This is a genomic window from Burkholderia sp. USMB20, assembly GCF_000949135.2.
Taxonomy (GTDB): domain Bacteria; phylum Pseudomonadota; class Gammaproteobacteria; order Burkholderiales; family Burkholderiaceae; genus Burkholderia.
On the sequence record NZ_JTAN02000019.1, the window covers coordinates 859,740 to 882,394 of the forward strand.

At 66.7% G+C, this 22,655-nt stretch carries 19 protein-coding genes, 2 pseudogenes and 1 riboswitch; of the genes and pseudogenes, 19 read left to right on the forward strand and 2 right to left on the reverse strand.

Annotated features, from left to right (window positions below):
* Positions 1–530: 530 nt before the first annotated feature.
* The 10 genes and pseudogenes from PL79_RS28515 (at position 531) to PL79_RS28560 (ending at position 10,825) form a co-directional block, all read left to right on the forward strand.
* Complete coding sequence (locus PL79_RS28515) at positions 531–2,258, forward strand: methanol/ethanol family PQQ-dependent dehydrogenase (RefSeq protein ID WP_044849070.1); 1,728 nt, start codon at positions 531–533, stop codon at positions 2,256–2,258.
* Positions 2,259–2,340: 82 nt separating this feature from the next.
* Entirely contained in the window at positions 2,341–3,597 is a 1,257-nt protein-coding gene (locus PL79_RS28520) for a c-type cytochrome (protein WP_044849069.1), read from the forward strand.
* 75 nt (positions 3,598–3,672) lie between these two features.
* Positions 3,673–3,990, forward strand: a complete 318-nt coding sequence (locus PL79_RS28525) for a high-potential iron-sulfur protein (RefSeq protein ID WP_044849068.1) — start codon at positions 3,673–3,675, stop codon at positions 3,988–3,990.
* A 16-nt stretch (positions 3,991–4,006) separates the two neighbouring features.
* Positions 4,007–5,860 carry a sigma-70 family RNA polymerase sigma factor gene (locus PL79_RS28530; protein ID WP_044849080.1) on the forward strand — a complete coding sequence of 618 codons (1,854 nt, stop codon included), beginning with the start codon at positions 4,007–4,009 and terminating at the stop codon, positions 5,858–5,860.
* Between the two features lie 208 nt (positions 5,861–6,068).
* Positions 6,069–6,590, forward strand: a pseudogene (locus tag PL79_RS28535) (acetyl-coenzyme A synthetase N-terminal domain-containing protein); the annotation flags it as partial.
* Positions 6,587–7,003, forward strand: a pseudogene (locus PL79_RS28540) (virulence factor); the annotation flags it as partial. The pseudogenes PL79_RS28535 and PL79_RS28540, both read left to right, overlap by 4 nt.
* Before the next feature lie 63 nt (positions 7,004–7,066).
* Positions 7,067–8,410: a virulence factor gene (locus tag PL79_RS28545; RefSeq protein WP_044848334.1), complete on the forward strand. Its 1,344-nt coding sequence runs from the start codon at positions 7,067–7,069 to the stop codon at positions 8,408–8,410.
* 71 nt (positions 8,411–8,481) lie between these two features.
* The gene (locus PL79_RS28550; protein ID WP_044848333.1) at positions 8,482–8,739 is read left to right on the forward strand and encodes a PAAR domain-containing protein; all 258 of its coding nucleotides are present in this window, start codon (positions 8,482–8,484) and stop codon (positions 8,737–8,739) included.
* Positions 8,740–8,757: 18 nt separating this feature from the next.
* Positions 8,758–9,072, forward strand: a complete 315-nt coding sequence (locus PL79_RS28555; RefSeq protein ID WP_044848364.1) for a TrfB-related DNA-binding protein — start codon at positions 8,758–8,760, stop codon at positions 9,070–9,072.
* A gap of 268 nt (positions 9,073–9,340) precedes the next feature.
* Positions 9,341–10,825 carry an aminotransferase class V-fold PLP-dependent enzyme gene (locus PL79_RS28560; protein WP_044848332.1) on the forward strand — a complete coding sequence of 495 codons (1,485 nt, stop codon included), beginning with the start codon at positions 9,341–9,343 and terminating at the stop codon, positions 10,823–10,825.
* Between the two features lie 254 nt (positions 10,826–11,079).
* Here the strand turns inward: PL79_RS28560 and PL79_RS28565 are convergent, their stop codons facing one another.
* A complete protein-coding gene (locus PL79_RS28565) occupies positions 11,080–12,195 on the reverse strand; it encodes a DJ-1/PfpI family protein (RefSeq protein WP_044848331.1) in 1,116 nt (371 codons plus the stop codon).
* A gap of 88 nt (positions 12,196–12,283) precedes the next feature.
* On the opposite strand from PL79_RS28565, the gene PL79_RS28570 reads away from it, so the two are divergent.
* Both PL79_RS28570 and PL79_RS28575 read left to right on the forward strand, forming a co-directional pair.
* Positions 12,284–13,294 carry a GlxA family transcriptional regulator gene (locus PL79_RS28570; protein WP_044848330.1) on the forward strand — a complete coding sequence of 337 codons (1,011 nt, stop codon included), beginning with the start codon at positions 12,284–12,286 and terminating at the stop codon, positions 13,292–13,294.
* A gap of 408 nt (positions 13,295–13,702) precedes the next feature.
* A complete protein-coding gene (locus PL79_RS28575; RefSeq protein ID WP_044848329.1) occupies positions 13,703–15,235 on the forward strand; it encodes an amino acid permease in 1,533 nt (510 codons plus the stop codon).
* Positions 15,236–15,358: 123 nt separating this feature from the next.
* Here the strand turns inward: PL79_RS28575 and glyA are convergent, their stop codons facing one another.
* The gene (glyA, locus tag PL79_RS28580; RefSeq protein ID WP_135801166.1) at positions 15,359–16,606 is read right to left on the reverse strand and encodes a serine hydroxymethyltransferase; all 1,248 of its coding nucleotides are present in this window, start codon (positions 16,604–16,606) and stop codon (positions 15,359–15,361) included.
* Positions 16,607–16,743: 137 nt separating this feature from the next.
* A riboswitch (ZMP/ZTP riboswitch) is annotated at positions 16,744–16,844 on the reverse strand.
* 180 nt (positions 16,845–17,024) lie between these two features.
* On the opposite strand from glyA, the gene PL79_RS28590 reads away from it, so the two are divergent.
* The 7 genes from PL79_RS28590 to pal all read left to right on the forward strand — a co-directional run bounded on the left by PL79_RS28590 (position 17,025) and on the right by pal (position 22,646).
* The gene (locus tag PL79_RS28590) at positions 17,025–17,771 is read left to right on the forward strand and encodes an SDR family NAD(P)-dependent oxidoreductase (RefSeq protein WP_044844094.1); all 747 of its coding nucleotides are present in this window, start codon (positions 17,025–17,027) and stop codon (positions 17,769–17,771) included.
* A gap of 108 nt (positions 17,772–17,879) precedes the next feature.
* Positions 17,880–18,368 (forward strand): tol-pal system-associated acyl-CoA thioesterase, encoded by a 489-nt coding sequence (ybgC, locus tag PL79_RS28595; protein ID WP_044844093.1) that lies wholly within the window; start codon positions 17,880–17,882, stop codon positions 18,366–18,368.
* 144 nt (positions 18,369–18,512) lie between these two features.
* On the forward strand, positions 18,513–19,190 hold the full coding sequence (tolQ, locus tag PL79_RS28600; RefSeq protein WP_010091489.1) for a protein TolQ: 678 nt from the start codon (positions 18,513–18,515) through the stop codon (positions 19,188–19,190).
* Positions 19,191–19,200: 10 nt separating this feature from the next.
* Positions 19,201–19,650 carry a protein TolR gene (tolR, locus tag PL79_RS28605; protein ID WP_044844092.1) on the forward strand — a complete coding sequence of 150 codons (450 nt, stop codon included), beginning with the start codon at positions 19,201–19,203 and terminating at the stop codon, positions 19,648–19,650.
* Complete coding sequence (tolA, locus tag PL79_RS28610) at positions 19,647–20,714, forward strand: cell envelope integrity protein TolA (RefSeq protein WP_044844091.1); 1,068 nt, start codon at positions 19,647–19,649, stop codon at positions 20,712–20,714. Before tolR ends, tolA begins: the two co-directional genes overlap by 4 nt.
* A 109-nt stretch (positions 20,715–20,823) precedes the next feature.
* Positions 20,824–22,119 carry a Tol-Pal system beta propeller repeat protein TolB gene (gene tolB, locus PL79_RS28615; protein ID WP_044844090.1) on the forward strand — a complete coding sequence of 432 codons (1,296 nt, stop codon included), beginning with the start codon at positions 20,824–20,826 and terminating at the stop codon, positions 22,117–22,119.
* A 17-nt stretch (positions 22,120–22,136) separates the two neighbouring features.
* A complete protein-coding gene (gene pal / locus PL79_RS28620; RefSeq protein WP_044844089.1) occupies positions 22,137–22,646 on the forward strand; it encodes a peptidoglycan-associated lipoprotein Pal in 510 nt (169 codons plus the stop codon).
* Positions 22,647–22,655: the final 9 nt, after the last annotated feature.

A 22,655-nucleotide genomic window follows, 5' to 3' on the forward strand; every position in this document is an offset into this window, starting at 1 on the left:
GCAGTTCGTGCCACCGCTGTTGCACCTGTGTCAATTTGGATCAACGGTACGGCGCTCGCGCAGTCGTATGCGCGATCGTCGTTCGGATCGAGCGCGCCGCCGCGGGCGCGCGGTCCGTTGCATGCGTGCGTCGCACCGGGTAACGGCGCGCCATCGACTCACACAGTCGACGACGATCGCCGTCCCTGCGCCGCACCGTCATCCATTCAGGCATGCACTCGCGCACGACGGCCGCGATTGGCCGTGCGCCACGTATCGCATGCACGCGGCTCCCGTCCGCTCACGGCGTTGTCATGTTTCGCAACACTCGGCCCGCGGCTGTCCCCGAACGCAACACCCGCGGATCACCCGCGCCGCGCCGCCCGCGTCGCCGCAACGCGCGCAATCGGCCGCTGCGCCTTGCGCGGCAAGGCGCGCGCCGCAGTGGCATGCGATTTGCGTGACTGGCTGCGCACTGGACCCGGATCCCCACCCTGCCGGCCCGGCCATGTGTTGGCCGCGGTGCGACCACAATGACTCAGGAGACAACCATGAAAAAACTCTCGGCTTCGACGAGCCGACTGGCAACGATCGGCATCGCGGCGGCTGCCGCGATCGCCTTGAATCCCGGCCTGGTGGACGCTGCCGCGGATTATCCGGCCGTCACGTACCAGCGGCTCACGGATGCACAACGCGATCCGGGCTGGCTCACCTACTACCGCACGTACAGCGGCCAGGCGCATTCGCCGCTCAAGCAGATCGACGCGTCGAACGTGAAGCAGCTCACGCAGGCGTGGAGCTACAAGTTTCCGGCCGAGCTGAAACAGGGTTTCGAGGCCACGCCGATCGTCAACGGCCGCTACCTGTTCGTGACCACGCCGAAGGACAACGTGTACGCGTTCGACGCGGCCACCGGCGCGCAGCTGTGGAAATACGAACCGAAGCTCGGCGCGGAATCGTTCAAGACGGCCTGCTGCGACGTCGTGAACCGCGGCGTCGCGCTGTACGGCAAGAACGTCTACGTCGCGATGCTGAGCGGCGAGGTGGCCGCGCTCGACGCGCAGACCGGCGCGCTCGTGTGGAAGAAGCAGATGTTCGAACCGGGGCTCGGCTACGCGTTCTCGCTCGCCCCGCTCGCGCTCGACGGCGCGATCGTGGTCGGCAGCTCGGGCGGCGAATACGGCGCGCGCGGCTTCATCGCGGCACTCAGCCCGAACGACGGCACGCTGCTGTGGAAGCGCTTCACGATCCCCGGCCAGGGCGAGAAGCACGCCGATACCTGGCCCGACGGCATGCAGGCGCACGGCGGCGCGCCGGCCTGGCTGACCGGCACCTACGACGCGGCGACGCGCACGCTGTACTGGGGCGTCGGCAACCCGGGGCCGTGGCTCGCGGACCTGCGGCCGGGCGACAACCTGTACTCCGATTCGCTGCTCGCGCTGGATCCGAAGAACGGCGACCTCAAGTGGCACTACCAGTACACGAAGCACGACACCTGGGACTACGACGGCGTCAACACGCCGGTGCTCGCGACGATCAAGTACAAGGGCAAGGAACACGACGCGATCGTCCATGCCGACCGCAACGGCTACTTCCATGCGATCGACCGCGACACCGGCAAGCTGATCTATGCGGAGCCGTTCGTGAAGGCCACGTCGGTCACCGGCTACACGGAAGACGGCGCGCCGATCCAGGATCCCGCGAAGTATCCGAAGGTCGGCACGACGATCGACACGTGCCCGAGCTTCCTCGGCGGCAAGAACTGGTGGTCGATGTCGTACGACCCCGTGCGCCATCTCGCGATCGTCCCGGCGCTGCATGCATGCATGAGCCTGTCGGGCAAGTCGGTCAACTACATGGAAGGGCTGCCGTATCTCGGCGAAGGCTTCGAGATCAAGCCGGAGCCGGGCAGCGAAGGCTACGGCGAACTCCAGGCGATCGACGTGAACACCGGCAAGAAGGTGTGGAGCCACTGGAGCAAGCTGCCGTGGAACGGCGGCGTCGCGACGACCGCGAGCGGCCTCGCGTTCAGCGGCTCGCTCGACGGCCACTTGTACGCGTTCGACGTGTCGACCGGCAAGGTGCTGTGGGAGAGCCCGAAGCTCGCGAGCGGGATCATCGCGCAGCCGTCCGTCTTCGAAGTCGACGGCAAGGAGTACGTAGCAGTGCTCGCCGGCTACGGCGGCGCCAACCCGATCTGGGGCGGCCCGATGGCCAAGGCGGCGGACGACGTGCCGCGCGGCGGCACGCTGTACGTGTTCGCCCTCGACCGCGGCTGATCGACGTCCGTTCAACCGCATCGCACCCGCGCCGCCGGCGCGGGTGCCGCCTCCCTTCTCCTTTTCAACCGAGCGTACGATCATGAACCTCCGACTTTCCCGCCTCGCCGTGGCCTGTGCGCTCGCGGCAGGCACGGCGCTGACCCCGGTGCCGTCCACGGCCGCGACGGCGGTACGCGTCTGCTCGCTGCCCGGCACGCCGACGGCCGCGCTCGACAAGGCCGTCGCCCGCGAGGTGTTCCGCACGGCCGGCATCGTCGCCAGCTTTTCCGCACACGACGCGGGCGGCAGCGACGACGACGGCGTATCCGCGCACGAACTCGCCGGCATCCTCGAACGCGATTGCGACGTGCTCGCCGGCTTCCCGCGCTCGGCCATCGCCGACGCATCCGACACGAAGCTGCTGTTCTCGCAGGGCTACCTGCGCTCGGGCTACGTGAGCGTCACGCGCCGCGACGCCGGCACGCCGGCGACCGGCCGGGAAATCGTCGCGGCCACCTACGCGAGCCCCGCGCAACTGATCGCGGTTCAGCAGAAGAACGCGCGCTTCGATCTCGAGAACACGTCCGAGCAAACGATCGACGCGCTCGCCCGCGGCCGCGCGCATCGCGCGATCGTCTGGTATCCGGCGGTCGTCGCGTACCAGGCCGCGCATCCGAAACAGGCGTTCCGCATCGGCGCAACCTCGTCGCCGTATGCGGAGTGGCAGCTCACGTTCGCGTTCGCGCCGCGCTCGGCCGCGTTGCAGCAGCGGATCGACGCGGCACTCACGCAGATGAAGGACAACGGTCGGCTCGCCGCGCTGACCCGCAAGTGGGCACTGCCCGGCAGCGCGCTCGAAGCGCACGAGTCGCGCACGCCGTCGCGTTTCCTCGACGGCGCGACGGCGAGCGCAGGCCGCGCGCCCGGTAGCCTGCTGCCCGCGCGCAACGTGCCCGCAGGCGGCTTCATCCGCGTCGCCGCAAGCACCGGCGACGCCGCGCCGACGTTCGACGCCGTCCAGGTCGCACACGGCAAGGAAATCTACGGCAACGCCTGCGCGAAGTGCCACGGCGCCGACCTCGAAGGCAACACCGCGCCCGCGCTGAGCGGCCCGTCGTTCGCGCCGCTGTCGCATTCGCACCTGACGATCGGCGGCGTGTTCGGCTACATGGCGACCAACATGCCGGCGGACCAGCCCGGCAAGCTGAAGGACGAAGACTACGCGGACCTGATGGCCTTCCTGCTCGCGTCGAACGGCTACGTCGCCGGCAAGAGCAAGCTGACGGCCGATACCGCCCACGCATCGACCGCGCCGCTCGTCGCCGGTCCCGCCGCGCACAAGGACGCGAGCCAGTAACACCGGGCAAGCGGCTCCGCCACGCGATGCGGGCCGCGCCCTTCCCCACGATTTCATCTTCACCAGGAAACGACCGTGACGTACCCGACCTCCCGCAGAACCTTCATCATCCATACCATCGGCCTGTGCGCGACGCTCGCCACCTCACGCACGGCACTCGCGGCACCGCCGCTCGTCGACGAGAACGATGCCGCCGCGAAGACGCTCGGCTATCGCGCGCGTGCGTCCAGCGTCGACGCCGCGCAGTTCCCGAAATACCAGGCCGGCCAGCGCTGCGTCAACTGCCGCTTCTACAAGGGCGAAGCGGCGGACGCCGCCGGCACGTGTCCGATGTTCGGCGGCAAGCTGGTCGCCGCGGACGGCTGGTGCAACGTGTATGCGAAGCGCGCGTGACGCGTCGCGCGACGGGATGCCGGCGCGGCACGCACCGGCCCCCGTGGCCGGCATCGACGACGGCGCGCCGCCGCACGCCGTCGCGCATCTGCACGCGCTGATCGCGACCGGCCTGTCGCGCGGCTTCGTCACGCGCGGCGACATCATCGACACGCTGCCCGACGACGATGCGGGCGACAGCGGCATCGATGCGGCCGCCGCGGTGCTCGCCGAACTCGGCATCGCGGTGTGCGACAGCGCCGATACCGCGAGCGGCTGGACGCTCGACCGCTACTTCCGACCCGCGCCGCCCGCGCGTGCATGGGCCGACGGCGCCGGCACGCTCGCCGCGGCCGACCTGCTCGCGCCGCGCACGACCGACCCGGTCCGGCTGTACCTGCGCGAGATGGGCACGACGCCGCTCCTCACGCGCGACGAGGAATTCGCGTACGCGCAGCGCATCGAGCGCGGCCGCGCGGCGGCGGTCGCGGTGCTGTGCGGCGATCCCGATGCACTCGACGCGCTGGTGTCGATCCGCACCGAGATCGCCGAATGCCGGACCGCCGCATCGACCTACGTGGTCTTTCTCGCCGACGGCCCGCGCGACGATCGACCTGCGGACAGAGTCGATGCGGACGCTTCGCCCGCTTCCACCGGCGAACCCGCACGCGACGACGAGACGCCACCGGAGGATTCGGCCTGGCGCGACGCCGTCGTGGCACGGCTCGCCCGCATCGACGCGCTCGCCGGCGGCATGCGCGCGGCGCTGCTGTCGGGCGGCACCGCTTCCGCCGCGTATCGCGCGCAAGTCCGCGACGTCGCGGCGCTGCTCGGCACGGTGAGCCTGTCCGCCCGCGCACTCGAACGGATGAGCGAACCGTTGCGCAAGCGCGCATGCCGGCAGCGCGCACTGCGGGGCCGGCTCGCGCGGATGCTGGCCGACGTGGGCGTCCCGCCGTCGTTTGCGCGGTCGAGCGACGACGACCACGCGGGCTGGCTCGCGTCGTGCATCGCCGCCCATCCGGCCTGCGGGCCGACGCTGACGCGGCGCGCGGCCGAGTTCGTCGACGCACGCGCCGCGATCGTGCGCGATGCCCCGACGTCGGCGCTGCCGCCCGGCGCGACCGCGTCGCTCGATGCGCGGCTCGCTGCGATCGAGCGCGCGATGCAGCCGGCGAGGACGGGCCTGTTCGACGCGAACCTCCGGCTCGTCGTGTCGATCGCGAAGCGCTATCCCGATCGCGGGCTGCCGTTCGCCGACCTGATCCAGGAAGGCAACATCGGCCTGTTGAAGGCGATCGAGCGCTACGACTACCGGCGCGGTTTCCGCTTCTCGACCTACGCGACCTGGTGGATCCGGCAGGCGATCACGCATGCGCTCGCCGACCTCGGCCGCACGATCCGCGTGCCGACGCATACGGTCGACGCGCTGAACAAGCTGACGCGGCTCGCGCGCGAGCATCGGCAACGCGTCGGCACGGCCGCGACGCCGGCCGAACTGGCCGTCCACATGGGCGAGCCGGTCGACAAGGTGCGCGACCTGATGGCGATCGTGAAGGAGCCTGTGTCGGCGGATTTGCCGGTGTCGCCGGAAGGCGACATGACGTTCGCCGACGTCGCGCCGGACCTGTCGTCGCCGTCGCCCGAAGACGCGGCCGGCGCCGCCCAGTTGCGCCATACGATCGCTGCCGCGATCGACCGGCTGCCGCCGCGCGAGGCGACGGTCCTGCGGTTGCGCTACGGACTGCACGCGGACGAAGGCTGCTCGCTGCGCGACATCGGCCGCCAGTTGAACCTGTCCGCCGAACGCGTGCGGCAGATCGAGGCGTCGGCGCTCGCGCGGCTTCGCGCATCCGACGCGCTCGGCGTGCTCCGGTCGTTCATCGCGTAGCACGACGTTCCGGCCAGCGGCGTGCACGCCGCGCATCGTGTGCCGTGTTGACGCCTGCAACACCCGCTGCTGCATTTCGACGCAACGCGCAGGCCGGCAAGCGCACCGAGTGCCTGGTCTTTTCATGCTTTGCACTGCATATCGATCTACGCGAACCGCACTGCAACGCGCACGCACGCCGCTGCGGCCGAATACCCGCGCGACTGGCATGCAAGTTGCGTTTCAACAGTCAGGCCGCACACCAACGATTTCCACGGAGAACACCTTGACTGCCCTCGTATCGATCCTGCAGGAACACCGAATCTTCGAACCGTCGGCCGACGCACGCGAGAGCGCCAACATCTCCGGCATGCCGGCCTACCGCGCACTGGCCGCCGAGGCCGAGCAGGATTACGAAGGCTTCTGGGCGCGTCTCGCGCGCGAAGGCCTCAGCTGGCACAAGCCGTTCACGAAGGTGCTCGACGAGAGCGACGCGCCGTTCTACAAATGGTTCGACGACGGCGAACTCAACGCGTCGTACAACTGCCTCGACCGCCACGTCGAAGCCGGCAACGGCGAGCGCGTCGCCGTGATCTTCGAGGCCGACGACGGCACCGTCACGCGCGTCACCTATGCCGAGCTGCTGACACGCGTGTCGCGCTTCGCGAACGCGCTGAAGAAACGCGGGATCGGCAAGGGCGATCGCGTCATCATCTATATTCCGATGTCGATCGAAGGCATCGTCGCGGTGTCGCGGTCACGGACCTGAATTACATCGTCCACGACGCAGGTGTACCCAGCGACGCAGCGTCGTTACGCGTTGTCTCGCTCGCGCAGACCTTGACCGAAACCCTCCCTGAATACGACCACACGAATCAAACCTTCAACACGGCCGCCCTACTCGGTGACATGGGAACCGGCGGCGCATTGACCGACGTCGCGCTGGCAATCGGCCGGATCAACCACTTCGGCGGCAACGCCTTGGTCGCCGGCACGACCGACCCCGAGCACCCCGTCGCCGTCGTCGTCAGACCACCATCGAAGCTCACGCCGATCGATCCGGACCAAGACTGGTTCCGCGCACGCGGCGGCAACAACGCGTACCTCCCCTGGTGGGGACGTCGACACGACACCGACTACGGAATGCAAGGCTATTCGTGGTGATGCCAACCAGCGCGGCGGCACGTTGCGTGTCAACGTGATCGCCGCGTCGCAACAGGAGATTGAATGAAGCGATTCCGTGTATTACCCGGCTTGGCCACGCTTATGGTGTTTCTATTCACCACTGCCATGATGCGGCCGGCACGTGCCACTCCTGCCAAAGAGTCCACAAGGAATACGGCGGTGGCAGCCGAAGAACCGGCGAAGCCGTTAGTCGCACAGGTTGTCGGTCTGATTTGGTTGAATCCATTGCAGCGGAAGGATTACCCGACCGAATGGCAATTGTTGTGGACGCAGGGACTTGCAGTGCCAAACAAGAATGACGATATGGTCCGCACCGATCCGAAGTCTTTTACGACGCTGCAATCGGTAGCGGGTATCGCATACGGCAACAGAGGCACTGAAACGTTTAGAGGCTTCTATCGCAAGTACATGTTCGAGTTACCGCTTCTACTTCGGTCGCGCTACGCATCCAATCCAAAATATTTCTACACAGTGAGCCCGGCCAATCAGAAGGACTGGCATGAACTGGCGGGCATTCGTGTCGAGCTTTCCATTCCGAACCGACTTGATGCGACCGACTCGCAAACCTACTTGCAAGACTCGATCCGAAAGACGTTCTCGATTGGCAACCGGCATTTCCCGACGATGTGGAGCCGCGACACGCCTCCCGACGTGCAAATCACTCAGGGCAGTGCAAACGCCGGCTTCACCTCGCTGAACAACGCGCTGGACTACTTGCAGAAGAACCCCGACAAGACCGTATGGGCGATGAACTGGGACGCCCCGAACTTCCCGCCCACGGATGCGCAGATCAACGAGAACCTCGTCGTGCTTTTTCTCGCCGGCCCGAACTTCAACACCGAGCGCGAACCGCTCGCCTGGATCGGCAAGGCCGCGACCGGCAACACGCACGATTTTTCGCCGAAGGTCGGCACGACACGCGCCGTGCAGGCATGGAAAGCCACGATCGACGAAGCAGCACGCAACGCCGGTGTCGCGGTCACGGACCTGAATTACATCGTCCACGACGCAGGTGTACCCAGCGACGCAGCGTCGTCACGCGTTGTCTCGCTCGCGCAGACCTTGACCGAAACCCTCCCTGAATACGACCACACGAATCAGACGTTCAACACGGCAGCACTCCTCGGCGACATGGGAACCGGCAGCGCATTGACCGACGTCGCACTCGCAATCGGCCGAATCAACCACTTCGGCGGCAACGCCTTGGTCGCCGGCACGACCGACCCCGAGCACCCCGTCGCCGTCGTCGTCAGACCACCATCGAAGCTCACCCCGATCGATCCGGACAAGGACTGGTTCCGCGCACGCGGCGGCAACAACGCGTACCTCCCTTGGTGGGGACGTCGACACGACACCGACTACGGAATGCAAGGCTATTCGTGGTGATGCCAACCAGCACCGCGGCATGTGGCAAGCAAACCGCCAGTGCCGCGCGAATCATCGAGAGGACGAGTCATATGCGAGGAATCATCCGCGTAGGCGACAGCCATACCCACGGCGGCCGGGTCGAGTCCGGCGCGGAAATCAGCAAGGTCATGGGGCGCGCGGTCGCGCGCTTCGGCGACACGTGTTCGTGTCCGATCCACGGCACCTGCACGATTGCCGCCGGCGACGCTGCCTTCAACGTCGAAGGTCGGGCCGCCGCATTCGACGGTTACAAGACTTCGTGCGGCGCGACGCTCATTTCTTCCATTCCGAGCTCCGGGCACCCCTGAATGCTGAAGATACGACGCATGACCGCCGAACAGTTCCAGCTGCTGCGGCTTCAAGATACCCGGATCAAACCGTTGAACCAATGGGCCCTGCACGAGATTTTCGTGAAGGGCCGCCCACAGCGCGAGCTGGCCGCGAAACTGGGTATGAACCGCTCGGCAATGTCGCAGCTCGTTCGCAAGGCGTGGCAGCGGTATCTGGAACTACCGGGCAACGTCACGCACCTCACCACGCTCACGATTACGATCCCGACGAAATATGAGCAAGCGCTGCATGCCTGGGTGCAGGACGCGCATCGCTTATCGAATCAGCCCGATCAAGACGAGTTGACGTGATCGACGCGCCCCTCAAGACGTTCACGGAGATCCGATTCGGCGCGGGCAGGCCGGGCAACGCCCATCGGCAGCGCCCGGCCGCGCCGGCATCCGCATGAACAATTCCCGATCTTCCATCAGGTCCAGACGAAAACAAATTCCCCCATATCAAACAAAAATAAAACGTTATTCCACATCGCTCTGAATTCCCAGCCAACTTTGGATCCTTTTTCCCCGTCCACCCTCGTATCATTTCTCCCATTCCGAAGAGAAAGAACCAGAGAAGGACATGAGCGATACCACCCCGCTGCACTACCTCGACTACGCAGCCACCACCCCTGCGGACCCCCGCGTGATCGAAGCGATGACGGCCTGCCTCGGTGCCGACGGCATCTTCGGCAATCCCGCGTCGAGTTCGCACGCCGCCGGCCGGCTCGCGAAGGAAAAGGTCGAGCACGCACGCGCGCAGGTCGCCGCGCTGATCGGCGCGCAGGCCGACGAGATCGTCTGGACCTCCGGCGCCACCGAATCGAACAACCTCGCGCTGAAGGGCTACGCGGAGACCGCGACCAGCAAGCGCCACCTCGTCACGAGCCGCCTCGAACACAAGGCGATCCTCGACACGATGGCGAACCTGTCGAAGCGCGGCATGACCGCGACCTGCCTGACACCCACCGCCGACGGCGAAATCACCGTCGACGCCGTTGCCGCGGCGATCGGCCCCGATACGGGCCTCGTGTCGCTGATGCTCGTCAACAACGAACTCGGCACGCTGACCGACATCGGCGCGATCTCGCGCATCGTGCATGCGGCCGGCGCGCTGCTGCACGTCGACGCCGCGCAGGCGCTCGGCAAGACGCCGATCGACGTGCGCGCGCTCGGCATCGACCTGCTGTCGATGTCCGCGCACAAGGTGTACGGCCCCAAGGGGATCGGCGCGCTGTTCGTCCGCAGCGAGATCGCCGAGCGCATCGCGCCGCAGATCCACGGCGGCGGGCACGAGCGCGGCCTGCGCTCGGGCACGCTCGCGACGCACCAGATCGTCGGGATGGGCGTGGCGTGCGAACTGGCCGCCGAAAAACTCGAGCGCGAAGCCGCGAGGATCGCGGCACTCAGCGCACGCCTGACGGACGCGCTGCTCACGCTCGGCGACATCACGCACAACGCGGCAGCGGCACGCCGCATCCCGCACACGCTGAGCCTCACGGTGAACGTGCCGGGCTTCTTCCCGTTCATGCTCGGCGATGCGCTCGCCGTGTCGTCGACCTCCGCATGCAACTCGACCAGCGGCGCGCCGTCCCACGTGCTGACCGCGATCGGCCTCGACGAGCAAGCCGCGGGCCGCACGGTGCGGATCAGCTTCGGCCGCTTCACGACGGAACAGGACGTCGATTTCGCGATCGCGTGTTTCGCGCGCGCGCTCGAGCAATGCCGGGCCGCGGCAGCGACCGGGTTCACAGCGTCGCGACAGATCACGCCGGCGGACCTGAAAGCGATCCGCAGCGCCGGCTTTCGCGCGGTGATCTGCAACCGGCCGGACGGCGAAAGCGCCGATCAACCGGCATTCGAGGCAATCGCCGCCGCTGCGCGCGAACTGGGCCTCGACGCGCGCTATCTACCGGTCGAAAGCGACCGGATCGGCGATGCGGAAGTCGACGCGTTCGGTGCGCTGGTCGATGCGCTGCCGAAGCCGGTGCTCGCCTATTGTCGAAGCGGAAGCCGCGCCGGGATGCTGTGGAACCGGCTGACGGCGCGGCGGACGGCGACGGTCTGAGCGCGGCCCGCATGTAACGAAGCATCGCGCGCGTCCACGTTCATGCTCGAAACCGACGTTTCGACGCGTGGCCGCCCGGGCGTCGCGATCAAACGCCGAATGCAAGTCGGCGGAAAGTGCGAAGTGCGCGCGATGTGCTGCGCGCATGTCCGCTGGCACAGGCCGAGCTCGTCGATCGGGACATCATCCCGCTCGGGCCGTTTCCGGCGTCGGAGGCACGGTTTGCGCCGGGCAACGCGCAAGCCCGGCAGCCGCTACTTCGCATACTCCAGTTGCAGCGCCACCCAGTCCGACGTCGCGTCGCCGTAGCGCGCCGCGACGTCGCCGAGCACACCGGGCAGCACCGCTTCGCCACGCCGCCCGTCCGGAATCGTCACGCGCGCGTGGCCGGCATCGGCCGGTTGCGTCAGCAAGCGCAGCCCGTGCTTCGATTCGATCACGTGCGCGTCCGCCGTTGCGACGATGTCGCTGCGCCACGTCCGCGCCCACGCATCCGCGGTGAGCGCAACCGGAAGTTCGTCGAATCCGCTCGCGACAGGCAGATCGAAGGTCCGATGCCGCCAGAACGCGACGCGATTCGTCAGTGCGGTCGCCACGGCACGCGCGGTCAACCCGAACCGGCTGCCGTCGTGAACATCGCTCCATCCGTGCGCGCCGATGTTGCGTGCCGTTTCGCGCGCGGCCACCGGCCCCGCCAGCGCATTCACCAACGCAAGCGACGCGGGAATCGACGCCGACACGCCGCTCGTCGTCATCACGTTGCCGTCCATCACGTAGCGGCGATCGTCGACCCACGCCGTATCGGCAAAACGGCGACGCAGTCCGTCGCGCGAATACCAGTGCGCGGTCGCGATGCGATCGCGCAGCAGCCCGGCGTTCGCGAGCACGGCCGCGCCATCGCAGATCGCCACCATCGTGGCGCCGGCAGCGGCCTGTTTGCGCAGCCACGCGAGCACGGCCGGCCGGTCGGCACGATGCAAGGCCGGCACGATCACGACGTCCGCGCCGAGGGGCACGTCCGCGTCGAACCGGTCGAACGTCGTATCGGCCAGGATCCGCAGCGCGGGCATCAGTTCGACCGCGCCGGCGTCGGCCGACACGGCCACGACATCGGCCGCGCCCGACGTCTTCAGAATCGCGTACGGGACGATGAAATCGGTCGTCTCAGTTCCGGCATTGTCCGCGACGATCGCAACGAGCGGCCGCGTGCGGCCCGCCTTCGGTGCGTTCACGCTCAGCGTTTGCGTGACCGTTCGTGCGCCGTGCGCGGCCGACGGCCCCGACTGCCCCGACATGCACGCGCCCAGCACCGCGCATACGAGCAGCGCAACCGCCACGCGCATCGCCCCGTTTCTGTTCCGTTCCCGCATCGCCCACCCGCGTCAATCGATTGCATGTGCGGAAAATTACAAGGATCATGCACGCGGTCACAAGGACAACTCCACCGCACTTTCCGCCATGCCCCAGTCAACCGGTCCGGCACGCGACATCGTCGTCGTCGGCTTCGAAGGCGTCCAGTCACTCGACATCACCGGCCCGATGGAAGTGTTCGCGGTCGCGAACCGCCATCTTCCCGGGCATGTCCCGCGCTATCGGCTCACGCTCGCATCGCAACACGGCAACGACATCGTCACGCACGCGGGCCTGCGTCTTGCCGGCCCGACCGCGCTTGCGGCGTTGCCCGAGCCCATCGACACGATCATCGTCGCAGGCGGCAGCGAAGCGGCGCTGCGGCACGCGGCGTCGAACGCCGGCGTGCTGCCCTGGCTGCGCACGCGGATCGCGGGCACGCGGCGGATCACGAGCATCTGCACGGGCGCATTCGTGCTCGCCGCGGGCGGATGGCTGGACGGCAAGCGCGCCACCACGCACTGGAATCAGTGTGCGACGCTGCAGGCGCTTTGCCCCGACGTGCGGGTCGAGCCGGATGCGATCTACGTGAGCGATCCGCCGTTTCATACGTCGGCCGGCGTGACGGCCGGCATCGACCTGTGTCTCGCACTCGTCGAGGCCGACTGCGGCGCGCCGACCGCGCTCGCGGTCGCGCGCGAACTCGTGCTCTTCATGCACCGTCCCGGCGGACAGGCGCAGTTCAGCGTCGGTCTCGACATCCAGGCAAACGCGACGCCACCGATGCGCGCGCTGCTCACGTCGATCGCCGACGACCCGACCGGCGACCTCGGCGTCGCCGCGCTGGCCGCGCGCCTGCACATGAGCGAGCGCACGTTTGCGCGCAATTTCCTCAAGGAGGCGGGGCTCCCGCCCGCGCAATTCGTGCTGGCCGCACGCGTCGAGCGCGCGAAGGCGCTGCTGGAGCGGGCAGACTGGCCGCTCGAACGGGTCGCGCAACGTTCGGGGTTCGGCAGCGTGGATGCGCTGCAACGTGCATTCGCGAAGCGGGTCGGGATATCGCCGCGCGACTACCGTGCGCGGTTCGGACGGAAACCCGGCAAGCAGCAAGCCGAGTAGGCCGCTCCAGGTTCCCTGCCGGGCCGACTCACGGGATTGCGACACGGGGCGCGATCGACTTCAGAAAGCGATTGCGGGCCATGTCGCCCTTCAAGGGAACGCACTTTTTCCCCGACTGTCGCATTTCGACAAGTACGGATCATCCGGATCCGGTTGGATTCCTTACAAATATTCAGCCCGCCACGCGATGCCCCCGAACGGTGCACCCGTCCGGAGTTTCGCCGGATTGCCGAAATCCGATATCGCCGCGAGATTTGGCTTCATACCGTTCCGTATCGGACCGGATACGCGATCGCCATCGATGCATGACAACGCGTGCCCGCCGACGAATTCCAGGAGCGGGCCGCAGCACCGGGCCCGGGCAGCGATGACGGTCCTGCCTCGCAGGACATACGTGACGGAGCGAATATGGATGCGAATATCCAGCCTGATGCAGGTACCGACAGCGACGTAAGCCTCCTCCACAAGATGGGATATGCGCAGGAGCTGTCGAGACGCATGAACGGCTTCTCGAACTTCGCCGTGTCGTTTTCGGTGATCTGCATTCTGTCGGGCGGCATCACCGCGTTTCAACTGGCGTTCTCCGCGGCCGGCGGCGCCTCGGTCGGCCTCGGCTGGCCGCTCGGCTCGCTGTTCGCGCTGATCGTCGCGGTGTCGATGTCGCAGATCGCGTCCGCGTTTCCGACCGCCGGCGGCCTTTATCACTGGGGCGCGATCCTCGGCGGGAAGAAATGGGGGTGGATGACGGCGTGGCTCAACCTGATCGGCCTGATCTTCGTGATCGCGGCGATCAACTTCGGCACCTACGATCCGTTCTTCAAGACGCTGATCGCACCGATGTTCGGTGTCGGTCCGGACAGCCTGACGTGGTGGCATCAGACCGCGTTCATCACGGTCATCACGATTTCGCAGGCGATCCTGAACGCACGCGGCATCCGGATCGCGAGCAAGATCACCGACCTGTCCGGCTACCTGATCTTCGTCGTGACGATCGCGCTGGTCGTGTCGCTGCTGGTCTACTCGCCGGTCACGTTCGACCTGCATCGGCTCGTCACCTTCACCAACTACACGGGCGTCGACGGCGGCGCCTGGCCGAAGCAGACCACGCCGCTCGCGTTCCTGTCCGGCCTGCTGCTGGTGACCTACACGATCACCGGTTTCGACGCGTCCGCGCATACGTCGGAAGAAACGCACGACGCGGCGAAGAACGTGCCGCGCGGCATCATCGGCTCGGTGTTCTGGTCCGCGGTGTTCGGCTACGTGATGGTGTGCACGTTCGTGCTGGTCATGCCCGACCTGACCGCCGCGATGAAACAGGGCACCGGCTTCTTCGAAGCCATCCTCGCACCGATCCCGAAGACCTTGCGCGTCTGCCTCGAGCTCGCGATGTTCTTCATCAACTACGTGTGCGGGCTCGCCGCGATCATGTCGACGTCGCGGATGATGTACGCGTTCGCGCGCGACGGCGGGCTGCCGGCGTCGAAGCTGCTGCGCAGCGTGAATCACAATCACCGGACGCCCGGCCCGGCAATCTGGACGTGCGCGGTGCTCGCGATCGTCGTCACGCTGTACGGCGACGCGTTCTCGGTACTGAGCGCGGGCAGCGCCGTGTTCCTGTTCATCTCGTATGCGATGCCGATCGGTTCCGGGATGCTCGCCGAAGGGCGCACGTGGACCGAAAAGGGCCCGTTCCAGCTGGGCATCTGGTCGAAGCCGTGCGCGCTGCTCGCGCTGGTGGGCGCGTGCGTGCTCGCGTACGTCGGCATCCAGCCGCCGAACGAGAAGGTGCTCTACGTGCTCGTCGCGTTCGTGGGCGTGCTGATGGTCATCTGGTACGGGTTCGGCGTGCGCAAGTCCTTCGCCGGGCCGCCGGTGCTCAAGGACACGCGCAATGACGAGCGTATTCGCGAACTCGAAGCGAACGTCGATCCGACCGTGTGACGCGACACCGATTCGCACACAGTGCAAAAAATCCGGCTCGCGGTGTGCGAGCCGGATTTTTTTACATCGTTTCGGAACGCGCGAGGTTCAACCGCGTCGGCAGTCGAACCCGATTGCCGCGTCTCAGCCGTAGACCGGAAAACGCTGGGTCAACTCCGCGACCAGACCGCGTACGCGTTCGATCGTCGCGGCATCTTCCGGTGCTTCCAGCACGTCGGCGATCAGGTTGCCGACCTTCTCCGCTTCCGCCGTGCCGAAGCCGCGCGTCGTCATCGCCGGCGAACCGAGGCGGATGCCGCTCGTCACGAACGGCTTTTCCGGATCGTTCGGGATCGCGTTCTTGTTCACCGTGATGTGCGCAGCACCGAGTGCCGCTTCCGCTGCCTTGCCCGTGATGTTCTTCGCGCGCAGGTCCACCAGCATCACGTGGCTTTCCGTGCGGCCCGACACGATCCGCAGGCCACGCTTGACCAGCGTTTCAGCCAGCACGCGTGCGTTCTCGACGACCTTCTGCTGATATTCCTTGAACTCCGGCGACAGTGCTTCCTTGAACGCCACCGCCTTGCCGGCGATCACGTGCATCAGCGGGCCGCCCTGGATACCCGGGAAGATTGCCGAGTTGATCTGCTTCTCGTACTCGGCCTTCATCAGGATCACGCCGCCGCGCGGGCCGCGCAGGCTCTTGTGCGTCGTCGTCGTGACGAAGTCCGCGTGCGGCACCGGGTTCGGGTACACGCCCGCGGCGATCAGGCCGGCGTAGTGCGCCATGTCGACCATCAGGTACGCGCCGACCGACTTCGCGATCTTCGCCAGACGCTCGAAGTCGATCTTCAGCGCGAACGCCGATGCGCCCGCGACGATCAGCTTCGGCTTGTGCTCGTTTGCCAGCTTCTCGGCCGCGTCGTAGTCGATGTCTTCCTGTTCGTTCAGCCCGTAGCTGACGACGTTGAACCACTTGCCCGACATGTTCACCGGCGAGCCGTGCGTCAGGTGGCCACCATGCGCGAGGCTCATGCCCATGATCGTGTCGCCCGGCTTGAGCATCGCGAAGAACACGCCCTGGTTCGCCTGCGAACCCGAGTTCGGCTGCACGTTCGCGGCTTCCGCGCCGAACAGCTGCTTCACACGGTCGATCGCCAGCTGCTCGACCACGTCGACGTACTCACAGCCGCCGTAGTAGCGCTTGCCCGGATAACCTTCCGCGTACTTGTTCGTGAGCTGCGAACCCTGTGCGGCCATCACGGCCGGGCTCGTGTAGTTTTCCGACGCGATCAGCTCGATGTGATCTTCCTGGCGGCGGTTTTCCTGCTCGATCGCTGCAAAGAGTTCGGGATCGACGTTCGCGATGGTGCTTTGGGCTCTGTCAAACATACGGTTTCCGTTAAGTGTGTACAGGTTGACCGGGGCGGCCGAGTACATTGCGCTGCTGGCGGAACCAGCTCGACGTGGCGGAAGAATCCGTATGACGCGAGACGGGACAGCCACCGGCGATGCACGCAACGGCGCACAACGGCTGCCCAGGCGAACGGCAAAAACGGCGCCCCGCGCTTCACGGTGGGATGCTCCACCTTGAACCCGAAGGGTTCTATCGCCAGTCACGCAGGGGTGATGAGCGCGTTAGTTTATTGGATGCGTCATGAATAGGCAACCGCGCGGCAGCGGCCCCGAAGCAATAAGGGCCAGACTCTATGCACCCGTGCCGACGCGCTTTGGCGCCTTGCCGCGGTGCGGCAATCTCAGTAGGCTTGCGGGATACTATCCGCTACTTTGTTACCGACCAGGAGCAGCAATGATCGTGTTCGTCACAGGCGCGTCCGCCGGCTTCGGCGCCGCAATCGCCCGAGCCTTCGTCAACGGCGGCCATCGCGTCGTCGCAACCGCGCGCCGCAAGGATCGTCTCGATGCGCTCGCGGCCGAACTCGGCGAGGCACTGCTGCCGCTCGAGCTCGACGTGCGCGACCGCGCCGCAGTAGAAGCCGTGCCGGCCGCCCTTCCCGCCGAATTCGCGGCGCTCGACGTGCTCGTCAACAACGCCGGTCTCGCGCTCGGTGTCGAGCCGGCCCACAAGGCCAGCCTCGACGAGTGGCAAACCATGATCGATACGAACTGCTCGGGCCTCGTGACCGTCACGCACGCGTTGCTGCCCGGCATGATCGAGCGCGGCCGCGGCCATATCTTCAACCTCGGTTCGGTGGCCGGCACCTATCCGTATCCGGGCGGGAACGTATACGGCGCAACCAAGGCTTTCGTCAGACAATTCAGCCTGAACCTGCGCGCCGACCTGATCGGCACGCCGTTGCGCGTAACCGACATCGAGCCAGGCCTCTGCGGCGGCACGGAATTCTCGAACGTCCGCTTCCGCGGCGACGATGCGAAGGCGGCGAACGTCTACCAGAACGTCCAGCCGCTCACGGCCGAGGACATCGCCGACACGATCTACTGGATCGCGACGCGCCCCGCGCACGTCAACATCAACACGATCGAGATGATGCCGGTCGCCCAGGCTCCGGCCGGCCTCACGATCCATCGCGGCTGACACGACGGGCGCAGCCGCGGGCCCGCCTCCGGGTGGCCTGCGGCATGCTACGCCGTACTACATTCCGTTACGAATCGGTTACGAATCCGGCCTCGGCCTTCCGGTAAAATGCGCGCCATGACTCAGCCTACCCGCTCCCCGGACGCGCACTCCGGCTTCACCTGGCCGGTACGCGTGTACTACGAGGACACCGACGCAGGCGGCATCGTCTTCTATGCCAACTACCTGAAATTCTTCGAGCGCGCTCGCACCGAATGGCTGCGCGCGTGCGGCATCGACCAGCGTCGGCTCGCCGACGACACGGGCGCGATCTTCATCGTCCGCAGCACGTCGCTCGACTACCGCGCTCCGGCGCGACTCGACGACACGCTGACGATCACGAGCCGGCCCGGACGCATCGGCCGCGCCTCGGTGGAATTCACGCAGGAAGCATGGCGCGGCGATACGCTGCTCGTCGCCGGGCACATCCGCCTCGGCTGCGTCGAACAGATCGGCATCCGGCCCGCGGCGATCCCGCCGGTCGTGCTCGACGCGCTGCAACGCGGGCCCGTCATCGACGCCGGGCAGACTGCCGTACTGTCAACGAAGCTCGGATGAGCACCGTTTAGACAAGGCCCATGAACTTGCCTTCCTGAATCGATACTAAGCAAGGTTCGGCGCCAGGCCAGGCCGGCGCGCCGCGCCACACGCATACCGTGCGCCCTCGCCGGCCCCCCCCGAAGGGACGTTACTCAAACCTCTATGAACACTTCTCAAGACCTGTCGATCATTTCCCTCGTCCTCAACGCGAGCGTGCTGGCCCAGGCCGTGATGGGGCTGCTGTTGCTGCTGTCGCTGATGTCGTGGACCTTCATCTTCCGCAAGTGGTTCGCGATCCGCCGCGCACGCGCACAGACCGAACGCTTCGAAAGGGATTTCTGGTCGGGCGGCGACCTGCAGGCGCTGTATCAGAGCGCGGCCAACAACCGTCACACGATCGGCGCGCTCGAGCGGATCTTCGAATCGGGGATGCGTGAATTCCTGAAGGCGAAGGAAAAGCGCATCAGCGACCCGGGCCTCGTGCTCGACGGGGCACGCCGCGCGATGCGCGCGTCGTTCCAGCGCGAAATGGACGTACTCGAAGCGAACCTCGCGTTCCTCGCGTCGGTCGGCTCGGTCAGCCCGTACATCGGCCTGTTCGGCACCGTCTGGGGGATCATGAACTCGTTCCGCGGCCTCGCGAACGTGCAGCAGGCGACGCTCGCGAACGTCGCGCCGGGCATCGCCGAGGCGCTCGTCGCCACCGCGATCGGCCTGTTCGCCGCGATTCCGGCGGTGGTCGCGTACAACCGCTACGCGCACGACATCGACCGCCTCGCGATCCGCTTCGAGACCTTCATCGAAGAGTTCTCGAACATCCTGCAGCGCCAGGCCCAGTAAGGAGCACGCCATGGCAGGAAGCCCCATTCGATCCAGCATGCGCGGCGGCCGCTCGCGCCGCGCGATGGCCGACATCAACGTCGTGCCGTACATCGACGTGATGCTGGTGCTGCTCGTGATCTTCATGGTCACGGCACCGCTCGTCGCCCCGTCGATCATCAATCTGCCGACCGTCGGCAACGCAGCACCGCAGGAACAGACGCCCCCCGTCGTCGTCAACATCAAGGCCGACCGCACGATGAGCGTCAAGTACAAGAGCGACGCCGGCGCGACGCAGGAAGACACGATGACCAAGGCCGAGCTCGACAGCTTCATCTCGGCCCGGCAGGCCGATCATCCCAACCAGCCCGTCGTGATCGCGGCCGACAAGACCGTGCAGTACGATGCGGTCATGACCGTGATGTCGGACCTGAAGGCGCGCGGCGTCAAGCGCGTCGGCCTCCTCGTCAAATCGCAATGAACCGGCAGCAATCCACGCGCGGCAACGCCTACCCGTCTCAGCCCCCGCGCGAGCGCGGCACCTGGCGCGCGTTCGCGCTCGCCGCGCTGATGCACGTGCTGCTCGCGCTGTTCCTCTATCACGGCGTGCAGTGGCAGAACAGCACGCCGGCCGGCTCCGAGGCCGAGCTGTGGACCGAGGTGCCCGACGTCCCCGCGCCGCGGCCCGTCGTCACGCCCGCGCCGCCCGCGAAGCTCGCACCGCCCCCTCCCCCGGTCCGGGACGAGCAGGCGGACATCGCGCTGCAGCAGAAGAAACGGCAGCAGGAAGCGGCCGCGCGCGAAGCGCTGCTCGAGCAGCAGCGCCGCGCGCAGCAACTGAAGGCCCAGCAAGAGGAAACCCGGCGCGAGCAGCTCGCGGCCCAGCAGGCTGCCGCGCTCGCCGCGCAGAAGGCCGCCGAGCGCGAACGGCAGAAGCAGGCGGACAAGCTCAAGCAACAACAGCTCGTGGAGCAGCAGAAGCTCGAACAACAGAAACTCCAGCAGCAGAAACAGCAGCAACAGAAGCAGGCGCAGCTGGAAGCGCAGCAGGCAGCGAAGGCCAGGGCCGACGCGGCCGCGAAGGCGAAGGCGGAAGCCCAGGCCAAGGCGAAGGCTGAAGCGACGGCGCGCGCGAAGGCCGACGCGGCAGCGAAGGCGAAGCTCGACCGTGAGCGCAACGCGCGCCTCGCGCAGATGCAGGGCATGTCCGGCGCCGGCGAAGGTGGCGGCGAGGGCCTCGCGAAAAGCGGCACCGGCACGGGCTCCGGCGGCAATGCCGCATCGCCCGGCTATCCCGACAAGGTGCGTCGCCGCGTGAAGCCGAACATCGTCTGGGGCGGCGAGCGCGCGGGTCTGACGACCGTCGTCGCGATCCGCTGCACGCCGTCGGGCGACGTGCTCAGTGTTTCGATCCGCCGTTCGAGCGGAAATTCGGGGTGGGATCAAGCCGTGGTCAATGCGATCCAGTCGTCGGTCCCATTGCCGCCCGATTCTAACGGTCGTACCCCGTCCGACATTACGATTACCTTCAAGGCGGCGGAGTGATCGCAAATGCGCTTACACTCCGTGCGTCGCTGCCGGACGGGAACGAATCGGGTATTTTTACTGTCTCTGCGGTTGCGCAGCGATCCAAGTCACATGGGAAGCAAGAAGCATGAGTTTGATGACGAAACTAGGTTTCAGGGCACTCGTGGCCTCGTGTCTGATTGCGGCCGGCGGCGCCGCTAACGCGCAGGTCAACGTGCTGATCACCGGCGTCGGTTCGACCCAGTTCCCCATCGCCACCGCGAACTTCGCGAACGAGGCAGGCCTGCCGCAGCAGGTCACGTCGATCGTCCGCTCCGACCTCGCCCGTAGCGGCAAATTCACCAACATCGACGCGGGCAGCACGCCCGTGCCCGAGACCGCATCGGTCGATCTCGGCGCATGGAAGGCCAAGGGCGCGAATGCGTTCGTCGCCGGCAGCGTGAACCGCGAAGCGAACGGCCAGTACAAGGTGAACTTCATCCTGTACGACACCGTGAAGCAGCAAAGCCTCGGCGGCCTGTCGCTGACGGCCACCGACACCACGCTGCGCACGGCCGGCCACAAGATCGCCGACTACATCTACCAGAAGCTGCTCGGCGTGCGCGGCGTGTTCGCCACGCGCCTGTCGTACGTGATCAAGACGGGTAACCGCTACCAGCTGCAGATCTCGGATTCGGACGGCCAGAACCCGCGCATCGCGCTGTCGAGCACCGAGCCGATCATCTCGCCGTCGTGGTCGCCGAGCGGCACGAAGGTCGCGTACGTGTCGTTCGAGCGCAAGAAGCCGATCGTCTACATCCATGACCTGCCGACCGGCCGCCGCTACATCGTCTCCGACCAGAAGGGCAACAACAGCGCGCCGGCGTGGTCGCCGGACAGCAACACGCTGGCCGTTGCCCTGTCGCTGACCGGCAATACGCAAATCTATACGGTCAATGCAACCGGTGGCGGTCTGCACCGGCTCACGCAGAGCAGCTCGATCGATACCGAGCCGTTCTACTCGCCGGACGGCCGCTGGATCTATTTCACGAGCGATCGCGGCGGCGCGCCGCAGATCTACCGGATGCCGGCGCAAGGCGAAAGCGCCGGCGCGGCACAACGCGTGACCTTCACCGGCAGCTACAACACCAGCCCGCGCATCAGCCCGGACGGCAAGCTGCTCGCCTACATCTCCCGCACGGGTGGGGGGTTCAAGCTGTACGTTCAGGATCTGCAATCCGGGGCGGCGAACGCCGTCACGAATACCAATCGCGACGAATCGCCGAGCTTCGCGGCAAACGGCCAGTACCTTCTCTACGCGACCCAGTCGGGTGGTCGTAACGTGCTGGCAGCAGTGCCCTCCGACGGCAGCGCGCCGCCGCAAATCCTGTCCGTCCAGGGCGGCTCCGTTCGTGAGCCGTCGTGGGGGCCCTTCATGCAATGACCACAAGGAGAGTAACCATGATGTCGAATAAAGCTCGTCTGGCCCTGGCCGTGATGATGATCAGCGCGCTCGCAGCGTGCAAGTCGGGTGTGAAGCTCGACGACAAGGCCAACGCAGGTGCGATGAGCACGCAGCCGAGCGCCGACAACGTCGCGCAAGTGAACGTCGATCCGCTGAACGACCCGAACAGCCCGCTCGCAAAGCGCAGCATCTACTTCGACTTCGACAGCTATTCGGTGAAGGACGAGTACCAGCCGCTGATGCAGCAACACGCTCAGTACCTGAAGAGCCATCCGCAGCGTCACGTGCTGATCCAGGGCAACACCGACGAGCGCGGCACGAGCGAGTACAACCTCGCGCTGGGCCAGAAGCGTGCGGAAGCTGTCCGCCGCGCGATGGCACTGCTCGGCGTGAACGACTCGCAGATGGAAGCCGTGAGCCTCGGCAAGGAAAAGCCGCAAGCAGCGGGTCACGACGAAGCATCGTGGGCGCAGAACCGTCGCGCCGACCTCGTCTACCAACAGTAAGTAACGGAA

Coding starts and splice junctions, on each gene's coding strand:
- PL79_RS28515 (WP_044849070.1), top strand. CDS start 531: ATGAAAAAACTCTCGGCTTCGACGAGCCGACTGGCAACGATCGGCATC.
- PL79_RS28520 (WP_044849069.1), top strand. CDS start 2,341: ATGAACCTCCGACTTTCCCGCCTCGCCGTGGCCTGTGCGCTCGCGGCA.
- PL79_RS28560 (WP_044848332.1), top strand. CDS start 9,341: ATGAGCGATACCACCCCGCTGCACTACCTCGACTACGCAGCCACCACC.
- PL79_RS28570 (WP_044848330.1), top strand. CDS start 12,284: ATGCCCCAGTCAACCGGTCCGGCACGCGACATCGTCGTCGTCGGCTTC.
- PL79_RS28590 (WP_044844094.1), top strand. CDS start 17,025: ATGATCGTGTTCGTCACAGGCGCGTCCGCCGGCTTCGGCGCCGCAATC.
- PL79_RS28545 (WP_044848334.1), top strand. CDS start 7,067: ATGAAGCGATTCCGTGTATTACCCGGCTTGGCCACGCTTATGGTGTTT.
- PL79_RS28530 (WP_044849080.1), top strand. CDS start 4,007: ATGCCGGCGCGGCACGCACCGGCCCCCGTGGCCGGCATCGACGACGGC.
- PL79_RS28555 (WP_044848364.1), top strand. CDS start 8,758: ATGACCGCCGAACAGTTCCAGCTGCTGCGGCTTCAAGATACCCGGATC.
- tolA (WP_044844091.1), top strand. CDS start 19,647: ATGAACCGGCAGCAATCCACGCGCGGCAACGCCTACCCGTCTCAGCCC.
- glyA (WP_135801166.1), bottom strand. CDS start 16,606: ATGTTTGACAGAGCCCAAAGCACCATCGCGAACGTCGATCCCGAACTC.
- PL79_RS28575 (WP_044848329.1), top strand. CDS start 13,703: ATGGATGCGAATATCCAGCCTGATGCAGGTACCGACAGCGACGTAAGC.
- tolQ (WP_010091489.1), top strand. CDS start 18,513: ATGAACACTTCTCAAGACCTGTCGATCATTTCCCTCGTCCTCAACGCG.
- tolR (WP_044844092.1), top strand. CDS start 19,201: ATGGCAGGAAGCCCCATTCGATCCAGCATGCGCGGCGGCCGCTCGCGC.
- tolB (WP_044844090.1), top strand. CDS start 20,824: ATGAGTTTGATGACGAAACTAGGTTTCAGGGCACTCGTGGCCTCGTGT.
- PL79_RS28565 (WP_044848331.1), bottom strand. CDS start 12,195: ATGCGGGAACGGAACAGAAACGGGGCGATGCGCGTGGCGGTTGCGCTG.
- PL79_RS28550 (WP_044848333.1), top strand. CDS start 8,482: ATGCGAGGAATCATCCGCGTAGGCGACAGCCATACCCACGGCGGCCGG.
- ybgC (WP_044844093.1), top strand. CDS start 17,880: ATGCGCGCCATGACTCAGCCTACCCGCTCCCCGGACGCGCACTCCGGC.
- pal (WP_044844089.1), top strand. CDS start 22,137: ATGATGTCGAATAAAGCTCGTCTGGCCCTGGCCGTGATGATGATCAGC.